Consider the following 13512-nt stretch of genomic DNA (forward strand, 5'->3'; position numbering starts at 1 on the left):
CTTGCGCGTCTATAAGGCCTGCGGTCCGAATTCAGCGCCGCCACGCTCCGCATGGAGCGCAGCAAGCCAGCCAAGGAAAATTCATGCCTGCCTATCGCTCCCGCACCACCACCCATGGCCGCAACATGGCCGGCGCTCGCGGCCTCTGGCGCGCCACCGGCATGAAGGATTCCGATTTCGGCAAACCGATCATCGCGGTGGTCAACTCCTTCACCCAGTTCGTGCCGGGCCATGTCCACCTGAAGGACCTCGGCCAGCTGGTCGCGCGCGAGATCGAGAAGGCCGGTGGCGTCGCCAAGGAATTCAACACCATCGCCGTCGATGATGGCATCGCCATGGGCCATGACGGCATGCTCTATTCGTTGCCGTCGCGCGAGCTCATCGCCGATTCTGTCGAATACATGGTCAACGCGCACTGCGCCGACGCCATGGTCTGCATCTCCAATTGCGACAAGATCACGCCCGGCATGCTGATGGCCAGTTTACGCCTCAACATCCCGACCGTCTTCGTCTCCGGCGGGCCGATGGAAGCCGGCAAGGTGGTGCTGGCCGGCAAGACGCAGGCGCTCGACCTGGTCGACGCCATGGTGGCGGCCGCCGACGACAAGATCTCCGACGAGGACGTCAAGGTCATCGAACGTTCGGCCTGCCCGACCTGCGGTTCCTGCTCGGGCATGTTCACCGCCAATTCGATGAATTGTTTGACCGAGGCGCTTGGCCTGTCACTGCCGGGCAACGGCTCGACGCTGGCCACGCATGCCGACCGCAAGCGCCTGTTCGTCGAAGCCGGCCACCTGATCGTCGATCTCGCCCAGCGCTATTACGAGCAGGACGACGAAACCGCGTTGCCGCGCAACATCGCCTCGAAGGGTGCCTTCGAAAACGCCATGACGCTCGATATCGCTATGGGCGGCTCGACCAACACCGTGCTGCACATCCTGGCCGCCGCGCATGAAGGCGAGATCAACTTCGATCAGGACGATATCGACGCGCTGTCACGCAAGGTGCCCGTGCTGTGCAAGGTGGCTCCCGCCAAGGCGGATGTGCACATGGAAGACGTCCACCGCGCCGGCGGCATCATGGCGATCCTCGGCCAGCTCGACAATGCCGGCTTGATCAACCGCGACCTGCCGACCGTGCACACACGCACGCTGGGTGAAGCGCTCGACCATTGGGACATTTCGCGCTCGACCAGCCAAAGCGTGCGCGATTTCTTCCTCGCTGCGCCTGGCGGCGTGCCGACGCAGGTTGCCTTCAGCCAGGACCGCCGCTGGGACGACCTCGACCTCGACCGCGAGAAAGGCGTCATCCGTTCAGTCGAGCACCCCTTCTCCAAGGATGGCGGCCTTGCCGTGTTGAAGGGCAATCTGGCGCTCGACGGCTGCATCGTGAAGACCGCCGGCGTCGACGAATCGATCCTGAAGTTCACCGGCCCGGCCCGCGTGTTCGAAAGCCAGGACGCCAGCGTCAAGGCGATCCTGGCCAACGAGATCAAGGCCGGTGATGTCGTCGTCATCCGCTATGAAGGGCCGCGAGGCGGTCCCGGCATGCAGGAAATGCTCTATCCGACCAGCTATCTGAAGTCGAAGGGCCTGGGCAAGGCTTGCGCGCTGGTCACCGACGGCCGCTTCTCCGGTGGCACCTCCGGCCTGTCGATCGGCCATGTCTCGCCGGAAGCCGCCGAGGGCGGTTTGATCGGCCTGGTGCACGAGGGCGATACGGTCGAGATCGACATCCCGAACCGGACCATCCGCCTAGCCGTCAGCGACGCTGAACTTGCCAGCCGCCGGGCGGCGATGGAGGCCAAGGGGATTGCTGCCTGGAAGCCCGAGGAGAAGCGCAAGCGCAAGGTCACTACAGCCTTGCGCGCCTACGCCGCGATGGCGACCAGCGCGGCCAAGGGCGCGGTCAGGTTCGTGCCGGAGTAAGGCTGGATTCCATCAGCGTGGCGCTGCCCCTCATTGTCCTGCCGGACATTTCTCCCCGTATAGTGACGGGGAGAAAGGCGCCGTCATCAACGATTTCGCCAATTGTAGGCGTTGACAAAGAGCGGCGAGGTCGCAGCATCTCCCTTCTCCCCGTCACTATACGGGGAGAAGGTGCCGGCAGGCGGGCGGCACAAGCGCTGCAGATTCTTTGCCGCCACGATAGGATGCTGATTCTTCAAGCGGGATGACGACGAATGGATTTCGACCTTATCGTTCGCGGCGGTACGCTGCCTGATGGCAGGGTCGCCGATATCGGCATCGTCGGCGAGACGATTGCGGCGATCGAGCCGAAGCTCGATGTCACCGCCGGCACGGCGATCGACGCCAGTGGCAATCTGGTCTCGCCGCCTTTCGTCGACCCGCATTTCCACATGGATGCAACGCTCTCCTACGGCATACCGCGCATCAACGCGTCGGGCACGCTGCTCGAAGGCATCTCGTTGTGGGGCGAGCTGAAGCCGCTGTTGACGCATGAAGCCGTGCGCGACCGCGCCCTTGCCTATTGCGACTGGGCGGTGTCGATGGGTCTGCTTGCCATCCGCACCCATGTCGATGTCTGCGACGACAGGCTGCTGGCGGTCGAGGCCCTGCTCGAGGTCAAGAAGACGATCGCCCCGTACATCGACCTGCAATTGGTCGCCTTTCCGCAGGACGGGTTTTATCGCTCGCCGAAAGCACGGGAAAACACTATCCGCGCACTAGACATGGGCGTCGACATCGTCGGCGGCATCCCGCATTTCGAGCGCACCATGGCAGATGGCACGCGCTCGGTGACGGAGCTGTGCGAGATCGCGGCAGAGCGCGGCCTGATGGTCGACCTGCATTGCGACGAGACCGACGACCCGCTGTCGCGCCATATCGAACAGCTTGCCTATGAGACGCAGCGCCTCGGCCTGCAGGGCAAGGTCGCCGGCTCACACCTCACCTCGATGCATTCGATGGACAATTACTATGTCTCGAAATTGCTGCCGCTGATCGCCGAGGCGGGTGTTTCGGCGATCCCCAATCCGCTGATCAACATCATGCTGCAGGGCCGCCACGACACCTTCCCCAAGCGCCGCGGTATGACCCGGGTCAAGGAAATGCAGGCGCTGGGCATCCGTGTTGGCTGGGGCCAGGATTGCGTGCTCGATCCCTGGTATTCGCTCGGCACCGCCGACATGCTCGACGTCGCCTTCATGGGCCTGCACGTCGCCCAGATGTCGAGCCCGGCCGACATGGCCCGCTGCTTCGACATGGTCACCAATGTCAACGCGTCGATCATGGGGCTCGACCATCTCGGCCTGGCGGTAGGCAAGCGCGCCAGCCTTGTCATCCTGGATGCCGGCAATCCGATCGAAGCCCTGCGCCTGCGCGCCGAACGCCTGTGCGTCATCGCCAGGGGCAAGGTGGTGGCGCAGCGGACGAAGCAGGACACCAGGCTGTCCATCCCGGGCAGGCCCAGCCTGGTGAACCGCAGGCATCGGACGTCGCATCAGGCCCAATAGCATAGGCCAGACCCAGCCGATTCCCGGTTCTGGCCTTGCGGATTTCCGGATTTCTCCTCGTCAAAGCAGCCGCTTCCGTCTACGACGCGGCTCTAAATCAAAGAGATAGAGCATGATGTCGTCCGAAAACCGCTTCACACTTTTCGGCATCATGCTCTAGGAGGAATCGGGATCGGCATGACGCAGCCCGTGGCGCAGAATTCCACAATCAGGAACGTGCTCCTGGCCGGCATCCTTTTGATGCTGGCCGGCGATTTCCTGTTTGCGCTGAACGATGCCATGGGCAAGTGGCTGGTCGCCAGCTTCTCCGTCGGCCAGGTGGTGCTGATCCGTTCTATCGGCGCGTTCTTCGTGCTTGGCCCGATGATCGCCCACCAGGGCACGGCCAAGCTGTTTCACATGGAGCGCCTGGAGCTGCAGCTGCTGCGCGTGGTGATGACAACGCTCGACACGGCACTGTTCTATGCCGCCGTCGTCTACCTGCCGCTTGCCGACGTGATGAGCTTCTACATGGCCGGACCGATCTATGTCGCGGCACTCTCGCATTTGTTGCTCGGCGAAAAGGTCGGCTGGCGCCGCTGGATGGCGATCCTGCTCGGCTTCTGCGGCGTGCTGATCATGCTGAAACCGTCCTCGGCGGCGTTCTCGTTGTCATCGAGCTTCGCGCTCGCCGGCAGCATTGCCTTCGCCTTCGCCATCATCCTCAACCGGCGCCTGCGCGGCACCAGCGACACCAACCTGGTGACATGGCAGACCATCGGCACGATGGTGGTCGGCGGCGTGTTGACCATCGGCGCCTGGCAGACACCGTCAGCGCTCGATTTCGGCGCCATGCTGCTGCTGGGTATCGTTTCATGCGGCGCGCATCTGATGATCACCAGGGCGCTCAAGCTGGCCCCGGCCTCGACGCTGGCGCCGCTGCATTACACGCTGCTCCTGTGGGCGGTGGTGTTCGGGCTGGTGTTCTTTGGTGACGTTCCCGGTCCGCGCATCCTGATCGGCTCAGGCATCGTCGTTCTCGCCGGCCTGTTCATCTTCCACCGCCAGAAAGTGGTCGACACCACTGTGCCGCCCGAAAACGTGCCAAAAGGCGTCAATTAGGGTCCAGATTTCCTGTGCCTAACCCAGGCGTATCGCCGCCAGGTGCCGTGAAAACTCCGGCGTCTCCATCAACGCCTTGCAGCGCACGAACCGTCCGTCGGCATAGGCGCGGAAATCATCGACTGGGTTGTTGTTGGCGAGCTGGATCAGCCCCCACAATGTCCACAACAGATCGCACATCGCCTTGTAGATGACGATGCGGCCGCGCTCGGCCGCTCTGGCCTCGCCGCCGAAATAGGCGTGCATCATCTCTTCGTCCTGCGCCGTATCGAATTTTCCTTCCACGCTGAGGTCGCCGAGATCCCAGAGCGGATCGTTCATGCCCGAATATTCCCAGTCGACGATCCACATCCGCTCGCCTGTATCGAGAAAGTTCTCGCACAGCGGATCGCAGTGGCAGGCAGCGAGGGGCAAGGGATGGGCGGCCAGCGCCGAGCGCACGCTCCCGGCCTCGCGCACCACGTCGTGATAGCCGGTGGGCAGGGCGACGTCCTTGGTCGACAGCACCTTGAGATAGTCGTCGATCATCGCAAACAGTTCGAAGCGGAAGGGAAACACCGCGCTGGAATTGTGCAGTTTGCGGAAGGCCTCGCCGGCCCGCGCCGGACTGCCGGGCCGAACCTTGAATTTCTCCGGCGACATCGTCTCCGCGCCGGCGATGAAGCGCGTCACCATGACCCCGGTGGCGGGATCGACATGCAGCACCTCTGGACTGACCTCCGCCTTTGCCGCTTCGCGCGCCGCCACCGCCTCGTTGGCGCGGTTGATGTATTCCTCGGTGCCCTTGCCGGGAATGCGCAGGCAGAACTCGCCAGCCTTGAAGACCAGATTGGTGAGGCCGCCGAGCCGTTCGAGCGGCCCGGTGTAGCCGGCCAGCATGGGAATGGTGGCCAAGGAAATGTCGGCAAGTGCCGCACGCGCCTCGTCTGTCACCATGCCTGCGCCCCAACGCTGTTATTTGTCGCAGCGACGGTTCCACAATTTTCGTGGTTTGGCTATCATGCGATGCAAGACCGATTGGTGGACAGGACAAAAGTGGCGCACAGCAAACATCGAGGCCCGCTTGCAGCAGCCTACGCGGCGAAGCGGCCAGAGGACGTCGCGGCACTCTATGACCGCTGGTCGCAGACCTATGACGCCGACATGTCGGCCGCCGGCTATCGCCATCCGACGATCTGCCTTGCCTTGCTGGCCCGCCATCTGCCGCGCGGTGCCGCGCCGCTGCTCGATGCGGGAGCCGGCACCGGGCTTATTGGCGAATGGCTTGATATAACAGGCTATCCCTTGGTCGAGGCGCTCGACATATCTGAAGGCATGCTGGCCCAGGCCGCCCGCAAGGGGGTCTATTCGGCGCTGCATTGCCTGGCGCTCGGCGGCAAGCTGCCGTTTGCCGACGATGCCTATGCCGGCATCATTTCGGCCGGCGTCTTCACCTCCGGCCATGTCGGCGCCGAGGGGCTGGACGAGCTGATCCGCATCTGCCGGCCGGGTGGCATCATCGTGCTGACAGTCAAGAACACGCTGTGGGAAGCCGGCTTTGGCGCGCGCATCGCCGAACTCGAAGCGCAAGGCCTTGTCACCCGCGTCGAGGAAACGCGTCCCTACGTCTCCATGCCGGGCGAGGCCGACACCGTGCCAAGCCGCGGTCTCGCCCTGCGCGTCACCTGATCTACGCTTTGACCCCGATCTACGCTTTGACCCTGGCGGCCGTCGGGTCGTACATCGGCTCGAGATGGATTTGGGCCGGCGTCCGCTCCATCGCCACGACCAGTTCATAGTCGCCCGAGGCGAGAAAATCGTCGCTCACCCCGTCGCCGTTGCGCACGTAGCCGTAGCCGATGTTCCGGCTCACCGTGTAGCCATAGCCGCCGCTGGTGAGATAGCCGACCGGCTCGCCATTGCGCAGGATGGTCTCGCGGCCAAGCAGCACGATCTCCGGGTCAACGACCGTGAAGCCGGCAAAGCGTTTCTTCAAGGCCGCGCCGCTGGTCTTCTCGAGCGCGCGTCGTCCGACGAAATCGGTGTTCTTGCGCAGCTTGACCGCCCAACCCAAGCCGGCTTCCTGCGGCGTGTCGTTGGGCGTGATGTCGGAGCCCCAGGCGCGATAGCCCTTTTCCAGCCGCAGCGATTCCAGGGCGCGATAGCCGACCGGGCGGATGCCGTGCTTGTTGCCGGCCGCCATCAGTGCATCGAAGACTTCGCCTGTCGCCTCGATCGGCACATGCAGTTCCCAGCCGAGTTCGCCGACATAGGTGACGCGCAGCGCCCGAATTGTGTGGCCGGCAATGGCAATCTCACGCACATGGCCGAACGGGAAACTGGTGTTCGACACGTCGGCTTCGGTCACGGCAGAAAGCACGTCGCGCGCCCGAGGCCCCATCAGCGACAGCGTGCCGAATTCCTCGGTGACATCGACAAGCGTGGCATCGAGCCCTTCGCCGATATGGTCGCCGATCCATGACAGATCATGGGTGCGGAACCCGGTGCCGGTGACGATGTAGAATTTCTCCTCGGCCAGTCGCGCCACGGTCAGGTCCGCCTCGATGCCGCCGCGCGTGTTGAGAAGCTGCGTGTAGGTCAGCCGGCCGACAGGCTTGCTGACGTCGTTGGCGCAAATCCAGTCCAGCACCTTCAGCGCGTCGGGCCCGCTCAGTTCGTATTTGGCGAAGGAGGATTGATCGAAGATGCCGACCTTCTCGCGCACGTGCCGGTGTTCCTCGCCGACTGCCGCAAACCAGTTCTGGCGACCCATCGAATAGACATCCTGCGGCTCGACGCCTTCGGGCGCGAACCAGTTCGGCCGTTCCCAGCCAAGCTTCGAGCCGAACACGGCGCGCTGCTGTTTCAGCCTGTTGTAAAGGGGTGAGACGATGCGCGGCCGCCCGCTGGCGTACTCCTCATGCGGGAAGCCGATCGTATAGTGCTTGCCATAGGCTTCCAGCGTGCGGTCGCAGACCCACTGCCGGTCCCGGTGCAGGTTGGAAAAGCGCCTGATGTCGACAACCCACAGGTCGAGCGGTGCTTCGCCGTCGACCACCCACTGCGCCAGCACCCAGCCGGCGCCGCCACCCGAGGCGATGCCGAAGGCGTTGAAGCCGGCGCCGACAAACATGTTGGCGCATTCGGGCGCCGCGCCGAGAATGAAATTGCCGTCCGGCGTAAAACTCTCCGGCCCGTTGATCATCTGCTTGACGCCGACGGTTTCGAGCGCCGGCACGCGCGCCATCGCTTGGCGCATGTGCTGTTCGAAATGGTCGTAATCGTCGTCGAAGAGCCGGAACTCCCAATCGTCGGGCACATCTCCGGTCGTCCAGGCCTGCGGGTTCGGCTCGTAGCCGCCCATCACCAGCCCGCCGACCTCCTCCTTGAAATAGGTGCGCCGGTCCGGGTCGCGGATGGTCGGCGCGTCGGTCGCCAGTCCATCGATCTTCTCGGTGATGATGTACTGGTGCTTCACCGGCTGCAGCGGCACGTTGATGCCGGCCATCGCACCCACCTGCCGCGCCCATTGCCCGGCGCAGTTGACCACCTTGTCGCAGGCAATGTCGCCCTTGCTGGTCTTCACCATCGCGATGCGGCCGTCCTTCATTTCGAAGCCGGTGACGCGCACATCCTCGAACAGTTTGGCGCCATGCATGCGCGCGCCTTTCGCCAGCGACTGCGTGATGTCCGAAGGGCTCGCCTGGCCGTCGGTAGGGAGCCAGGAAGCGCCCACCAAATCGCCGGTTTCCAGGAGCGGCCACATCGCCTTGACCTCCGCCGGCGACAGCAATTGCATGTCCATGCCGAAGCTTTTCGCCGTCGTCGCCAGCCTCTTGTACTCGGTCCAGCGGTCGGCATTGGTGGCCAGCCGCAGGCAGCCGGTCATCTTCCAGCCGGTGGCAAGGCCGGTTTCGGCCTCCAGCCCCTTGTAGAGGTCGACGGAATATTTGAGCACGCGGGTGATCGAGGCCGACGAGCGCAATTGCCCGACCAGCCCCGCGGCATGCCAGGTCGAGCCCGAGGTCAGCTTGCCCTGTTCGAGCAGCACCACGTCCGCCTTGTGGTCACGCGCCAGATGATAGGCCGTCGAACAGCCGATGATGCCGCCGCCAATGACGACGATCGCGGCCTGGCTGGGCAATGTCATGATTTTTGTATCCCGTACTTCGTTCTGTAGTTATCGAGCGCGGCTTCGAGCCGCGTCAGGTTCTCCTCGGTGTAGGCGACGTAGTCGATGCCGGGCGCGTCGAGATAGAGTTCGGACACCATGCTCCACATCGCCTCGCGCAGCAGCGAAGCGCATTGCATGGCCGCGTGCGAGCGGCGGATCGCCTGGTCCGGTTCCTTCATGAAATAGGCGGTCAGGAAGGCGAAGGATTCCTCGTCGCTCATGCCGGCATTCGAGGCTACGCCGGCAAGGTCAAACATCGCCGTGTTGAAACCGGCATACTCGAAGTCGATCAGCCATAGCCTGCTGCCGTCGTCAAGGATATTAGCCGGCAAAAGATCGTTGTGTCCAAAGACGATCGGCAGCAATTTCTGCGCGCGCTCCAGCTCGTCAGCCAGCGTGAGCAGGCGCGGCAATTCGCTGCGCTTGCGGCTGCCGCCTTCTTCAAGGGTCCGCGCATAGTCGCGAATGACATGGAACACCCAGAACATGAAGCCGGCGCCGGAGACGTGATTGGGCATCTCCCGGTGGAAACCGCGCATCAGGGCTGCGACACGACCAAGATTGGCGCGCACGTCCTGTGCAAGATAGGTTTTCGCACCAAGGTATTCCGTCACCAGGATGCCCGGTTCGGCATGGAGGACGGCTGGCGCGAAACCGGCGGCATGTGCCGCACGCGCGGTCATCACCTCACGCTCGCGAAAGACGTGATGGAACGGATAGTCCCTGCCGAAGCGCACGACGTGCTTTCCGGCGGCGTCCTTGACCACATAATTGGCGTTGCTGAGACCGCCCGGCAACGGCGCGATCTCGATGTTGCCGGTCCAGCAGGGCAGGGCGCGGATGCGGTCTTCTGCAATCACGGAATCATCCCTGGTTTGCTGAGCGTCGACTTTGCGGAGCGTCGGCAAGGGCGCCATGGACAGCCCAACGACAGCGAGGAGAAAATCTCGTCGGTGCGAGACGCCAGGATCGGTATCCCGCACCGCACCGACGAGCCCCTTGGCCAGGTTTTTGACCCCGGCATCCGCCCCCGCGGATCTGAAAATTCCTTGCGCCAGACACGTTCAAAACTGCCTGGCCAATGAGTTGCGGCTCTGCCATCACCCTCCCGTTGCAGCTCCGAACCCGTGTTTGTTGACTCAATTTCACGCCAAGGTTGCCTGCCTGTCAACAAAAAGTTGTGACTTTTTTCGGGTATTTTGCCCGAAAGCGCGGGCAGTTCCTTTAAAACCGCTCGAATTAGCTTAGAATCGGGCAAAGGGCTAAGTCCGGGAAACCCAAATGGTCCATTCAAAACGACACGGCGAGATCCTGCGGCTGCTGCAGGAAGAGGGGACCGTCACCATCGCCAGCCTGGCCGACCGGCTGGGCGTTTCACTCGAGACCGTGCGCCGTGACGTCAAGCCACTCACCGGTGACGGCTCCGTCCTCAAGATGCATGGCGCCATCGGCCTGCCGTCGATGATCGGCGAAGCGCCATTCGAACGGCGCATGCGCGAGAATGCCGATGCCAAGCGGATCATTGCCCGCATGGTCGCCGCCACCATCCGCGACGGTGAATCGATCATGCTCGACACCGGCACGACGACCTCGTTCCTGGCCCGTGAGCTGCTCGGCCACCGGCGCCTGACGGTCGTCACCAACTCGTCGGACATCGCCCGCACGCTGGCCACCGTCAACGGCAACAAGGTCTACATGGCCGGCGGCGAATTGCGCAGCGATTCAGGCGCTGCCTTCGGGGCCTCGGCCATCGACTTCGTCAGCCGCTTCTCGGTCAGCCATGCCATCATCTCCACCGGCGCCGTCGATGCGGTGATGGGCGTCATGGACTACGATCTGGAAGAGGCCGAGTTCGCCCGCATGGTGCTGTCGCGCGGCCAGCGTTCGCTCGTTGTCACCGATCACACCAAGTTCGGCCGCCTGGGTCTGGTCCAAGTCTGCGGCCTCGACGGGTTTTCCGAACTCGCCACCGACCGGTCGCCGTCGCGCGACATTGCCGCCGCCCTCTCGCAAGCCGGCGCTCGACTCAGCATCGCCGGCGACGCAGCCGGATTCTAGAGTCCGCAAGAGTCTGGCCGAACACGAGCAATTGGTGGACGCATACGGATCTCAAACGCGCCGCTGCGCGCGGTGGTCGCCTGCGGACATGCCTATGCCGTCAGAGCGCGAAAAGTCATCCTGAAGCAGGCACCGCTCGGTCTGTCGTCGAGGATCTCGATGCGCCCGCCATGCAATTGCATGATTTCCTGCACCAGGTTGAGGCCAAGCCCGGCGCCATAATCCTGCAGCCGGTAGAACGGCTCGAAGATGCGCTCCCGCTCGCCCGGTGCTGCCGGCGGCGTATCAGGCTGAGCTCGCAGCACAGTCACCAGTCACGGGATAAGCTCTGCCGTCGGCTTTCCTTCCCTTGCGCGCCGGTGTTTAGTCCGGCATGGCCTTCACCATTCGCCAGTTGCAGTTCTTCATCGCCGTCGCCGAGCAAGGCACGGTGTCGGGTGCCGCGCAGAACCTGTCGATCTCGCAATCCTCGGTCACCGAAGCGATCAAGGAACTCGAAAGCGATCTCGGGGTCGAACTGTTCGAACGCCATCCGCGCGGCCTGAACATCACCCACAAGGGCCATCAGTTCCTGCGCCATGCGACAAAGATCCTTGCCGACGTTTCGGACGCACGCCGCTCTTTCTCCGGCGAACAGGCAGCAGCGGGCGGCCGGCTGCAACTCGGCGTCACCTCGATGGTCGCCGGCTACGTGCTGTCGGATCTTCTTGCCCGCTACCGCCGCGCCTATCCCGGCGTCGAGGTCTCGGCCATCGAGGACAATGGCGACTATCTCGAACACCTCTTGATCGGCGGCAAACTCGACATCGCCGTCATGGTCACCTCCAACCTGCGCGACCGCACGGCACTGCAGTCGGAAATCCTCGAGGTCTCGGCCTATCGCCTCTGGCTGCCGCTCGGCCACCCGCTCGCCGGCGCCGACATCATCAGCATTGGCGACATCGCCTTCGAGCCGCTGATCATGCTGACCGTCGACGAGATCGAGGAGAACACCGGCAAGCTGCTCACGGCGATCGGCGCCAAGCCGCATGTCGCCTTTCGTACCCGTTCCGTGGAAGCCGTGCGCAGTCTCGTTGCCACCGGCGCCGGCGTGGCGCTGCTGCCCGACCTCGTCTACCGGCCCTGGTCTCTGGAAGGCGACCGCATCGAGTCGCGCGATATTTCCGGCTCCTTGCCGGTGGTCCAGGTCGGCATGGTCTGGCGCCGCGGGTCCGGTCTGCCGCAGGCGGCGCGCGATTTTATAGGCCTCGCTCAGTCGCAGCGCACGGTCCGCCGCTAGTGGCCTACTCCAGCCTGACGTCGCCGGTCTCGCGTCTGCGCCTTGTGACGGAAACCGCCTCCGCCTTGAACGACCCGATCGGAGCAACCTCGAAGCGGCCAGCACCGGCAAGCCTGACGGCGCGGCGGAACGTCGGACACTCCATCGGCCGGGCGGCCGGACATCGGGCGGCGTGACGCAAAGCCTCTCTGATCGCGGTCAGGCGCTGGATGGTATGGTCAAGTTCGTTCGCCTTGGCATCCAGGCGCTCCCGATCCATTTTCGGCAGGCCGTCGGGCCTCAGCATCGCGGAAATCTCGTCCAGTGCGAATCCACCGGCGCGTCCAAGCGTGATCAAAGCGAGCCGTTCCAGGACGGCCGGGTCGAACAAGCGGCGCAGGCCGCGACGGCCGATTGAGGCGATGAGGCCTTTCTCCTCATAGTAGCGAAGCGTCGAGGCGGGCACGCCGGTGCGGCGCGACACTTCAGCAATATCCATATCTTTCATGCTTGACCTCAAGTCGGCTTGAACTCGTAGAGTGCTCGCGACGATCAGTGAGAGCAACAGAAAAGCGAGGTCCGTTATGCCGCAATCCGCGCAGCCAAACACACGGCAAGCAGCGCTCTGGAACGACGCCAACGGAAAGGCCTGGGTTGAGATGCAACCGATCCTCGACCAGGTAATGGCGCCGTTCGAGCGGCTGGTAGTCGATGCCGGCTATCCCGGGGAAGGGGGCAATGTCCTGGACATCGGCTGCGGCGCCGGCGCCACGACTCTGGCGATGGCGCGCCGCGTGGGCAACGGCGGAAATTGTGTTGGGCTCGACATCTCGCAGCCGCTTGTCGCCTTGGCGACGAAACGCAAGGGGGCAGAAGAGGCAGCAAACGCAAGTTTTGAAGTGGGCGATGCCCAGACGTATGCGTTCGAAGTCGGGAACTTCGACGCTGTTGTCTCGCGTTTTGGTGTCATGTTCTTCGATGATCCCGTGGCTGCGTTCGCCAACATAAGACAGGCCGCAAGCCGCGGTAGCAAACTCGCCTTTGTTGCTTGGCGCAGTCCTGCCGAGAATGATTTTATGACGACCGCCGCGCGAGCGGCTGCGCCTTTTCTACCGCCCGCACCCGCACCGGACCCCGATGCGCCGGGGCAGTTTGCCTTTGCCAACGCCGCCAAGGTGAAGCGGATTCTTGAAGCGGGTGGCTGGTCGTCAATCGAAGTCGAACAGGTGGATGTCGCGTGTCAGATCGCCGAAGATGATCTGATAACGTTTGTCACCCGACTAGGGCCGGTCGGCGCCGCGTTACGTGAGGTTGACCGGGCAACGGCCGAAAAAATCACTGCGGTGTTGCCTGCTGCGTTCGCGCCTTTCGTAGAGGATGGTGAGGCTCGCTTCAACGCCGCCTGCTGGCTGGTGAAGGCGCTGGCTTGAAGGGGCATCGATCTATCGGAAAAACCGATATCGCCTT

General features: G+C 63.6%; 11 protein-coding genes and 1 pseudogene. 7 read left to right on the top strand and 5 right to left on the bottom strand.

The genetic code is table 11. The features are described 5' to 3' along the window. The first annotated feature begins 83 nt into the window (after positions 1-83). From ilvD to AC1D08_RS03330, 3 genes are all read left to right on the top strand, one after another. A complete protein-coding gene (gene ilvD, locus AC1D08_RS03320; protein WP_457152728.1) occupies positions 84-1928 on the top strand; it encodes a dihydroxy-acid dehydratase in 1845 nt (614 codons plus the stop codon). 254 nt (positions 1929-2182) lie between these two features. Then, positions 2183-3475, top strand: coding sequence for an amidohydrolase family protein (locus AC1D08_RS03325; RefSeq protein ID WP_457152729.1), 1293 nt, complete (start codon positions 2183-2185; stop codon positions 3473-3475). A gap of 177 nt (positions 3476-3652) precedes the next feature. Further along, positions 3653-4576 (top strand): DMT family transporter, encoded by a 924-nt coding sequence (locus AC1D08_RS03330; RefSeq protein WP_457152730.1) that lies wholly within the window; start codon positions 3653-3655, stop codon positions 4574-4576. 18 nt (positions 4577-4594) lie between these two features. Here AC1D08_RS03330 and AC1D08_RS03335 read toward each other — a convergent pair whose 3' ends face one another. Continuing rightward, the gene (locus AC1D08_RS03335; protein ID WP_457152731.1) at positions 4595-5512 is read right to left on the bottom strand and encodes a phosphotransferase; all 918 of its coding nucleotides are present in this window, start codon (positions 5510-5512) and stop codon (positions 4595-4597) included. Between the two features lie 69 nt (positions 5513-5581). Between AC1D08_RS03335 and AC1D08_RS03340 the strand changes: the two genes are divergently transcribed. Beyond that, positions 5582-6244 carry a class I SAM-dependent DNA methyltransferase gene (locus tag AC1D08_RS03340; protein ID WP_457152732.1) on the top strand — a complete coding sequence of 221 codons (663 nt, stop codon included), beginning with the start codon at positions 5582-5584 and terminating at the stop codon, positions 6242-6244. Between the two features lie 19 nt (positions 6245-6263). Here AC1D08_RS03340 and AC1D08_RS03345 read toward each other — a convergent pair whose 3' ends face one another. Both AC1D08_RS03345 and AC1D08_RS03350 read right to left on the bottom strand, forming a co-directional pair. Next, complete coding sequence (locus tag AC1D08_RS03345; RefSeq protein WP_477422542.1) at positions 6264-8705, bottom strand: GcvT family protein; 2442 nt, start codon at positions 8703-8705, stop codon at positions 6264-6266. Further along, entirely contained in the window at positions 8702-9589 is an 888-nt protein-coding gene (locus AC1D08_RS03350) for a phosphotransferase (RefSeq protein WP_457152734.1), read from the bottom strand. The genes AC1D08_RS03345 and AC1D08_RS03350 overlap by 4 nt, the downstream gene beginning before the upstream one ends. A gap of 421 nt (positions 9590-10010) precedes the next feature. On the opposite strand from AC1D08_RS03350, the gene AC1D08_RS03355 reads away from it, so the two are divergent. Then, entirely contained in the window at positions 10011-10787 is a 777-nt protein-coding gene (locus tag AC1D08_RS03355) for a DeoR/GlpR family DNA-binding transcription regulator (RefSeq protein WP_095082659.1), read from the top strand. A 92-nt stretch (positions 10788-10879) separates the two neighbouring features. Here AC1D08_RS03355 and AC1D08_RS03360 read toward each other — a convergent pair. After that, positions 10880-11056 (bottom strand): annotated as a pseudogene (locus tag AC1D08_RS03360) (ATP-binding protein); the annotation flags it as partial. A 104-nt stretch (positions 11057-11160) separates the two neighbouring features. On the opposite strand from AC1D08_RS03360, the gene AC1D08_RS03365 reads away from it, so the two are divergent. Then, entirely contained in the window at positions 11161-12066 is a 906-nt protein-coding gene (locus tag AC1D08_RS03365; protein WP_457154613.1) for a LysR family transcriptional regulator, read from the top strand. Positions 12067-12070: 4 nt separating this feature from the next. Here the strand turns inward: AC1D08_RS03365 and AC1D08_RS03370 are convergent, their stop codons facing one another. Then, complete coding sequence (locus AC1D08_RS03370; RefSeq protein WP_457154614.1) at positions 12071-12553, bottom strand: helix-turn-helix domain-containing protein; 483 nt, start codon at positions 12551-12553, stop codon at positions 12071-12073. A 76-nt stretch (positions 12554-12629) separates the two neighbouring features. Here AC1D08_RS03370 and AC1D08_RS03375 point away from each other — a divergent pair, with 76 nt between their 5' ends. Further along, entirely contained in the window at positions 12630-13475 is an 846-nt protein-coding gene (locus AC1D08_RS03375; protein ID WP_477225263.1) for a class I SAM-dependent methyltransferase, read from the top strand. Positions 13476-13512: the final 37 nt, after the last annotated feature.

Source organism: Mesorhizobium sp. P2_E6, assembly GCF_056403835.1.

What these genes read in the sequence shown, in the direction of transcription:
- ilvD (WP_457152728.1), top strand. Translation starts at nt 84, where the DNA reads ATGCCTGCCTATCGCTCCCGCACCACCACCCATGGCCGCAACATGGCC.
- AC1D08_RS03325 (WP_457152729.1), top strand. Translation starts at nt 2,183, where the DNA reads ATGGATTTCGACCTTATCGTTCGCGGCGGTACGCTGCCTGATGGCAGG.
- AC1D08_RS03330 (WP_457152730.1), top strand. Translation starts at nt 3,653, where the DNA reads ATGACGCAGCCCGTGGCGCAGAATTCCACAATCAGGAACGTGCTCCTG.
- AC1D08_RS03335 (WP_457152731.1), bottom strand. Translation starts at nt 5,512, where the DNA reads ATGGTGACAGACGAGGCGCGTGCGGCACTTGCCGACATTTCCTTGGCC.
- AC1D08_RS03340 (WP_457152732.1), top strand. Translation starts at nt 5,582, where the DNA reads ATGCAAGACCGATTGGTGGACAGGACAAAAGTGGCGCACAGCAAACAT.
- AC1D08_RS03345 (WP_477422542.1), bottom strand. Translation starts at nt 8,705, where the DNA reads ATGACATTGCCCAGCCAGGCCGCGATCGTCGTCATTGGCGGCGGCATC.
- AC1D08_RS03355 (WP_095082659.1), top strand. Translation starts at nt 10,011, where the DNA reads ATGGTCCATTCAAAACGACACGGCGAGATCCTGCGGCTGCTGCAGGAA.
- AC1D08_RS03365 (WP_457154613.1), top strand. Translation starts at nt 11,161, where the DNA reads ATGGCCTTCACCATTCGCCAGTTGCAGTTCTTCATCGCCGTCGCCGAG.
- AC1D08_RS03370 (WP_457154614.1), bottom strand. Translation starts at nt 12,553, where the DNA reads ATGAAAGATATGGATATTGCTGAAGTGTCGCGCCGCACCGGCGTGCCC.
- AC1D08_RS03375 (WP_477225263.1), top strand. Translation starts at nt 12,630, where the DNA reads ATGCCGCAATCCGCGCAGCCAAACACACGGCAAGCAGCGCTCTGGAAC.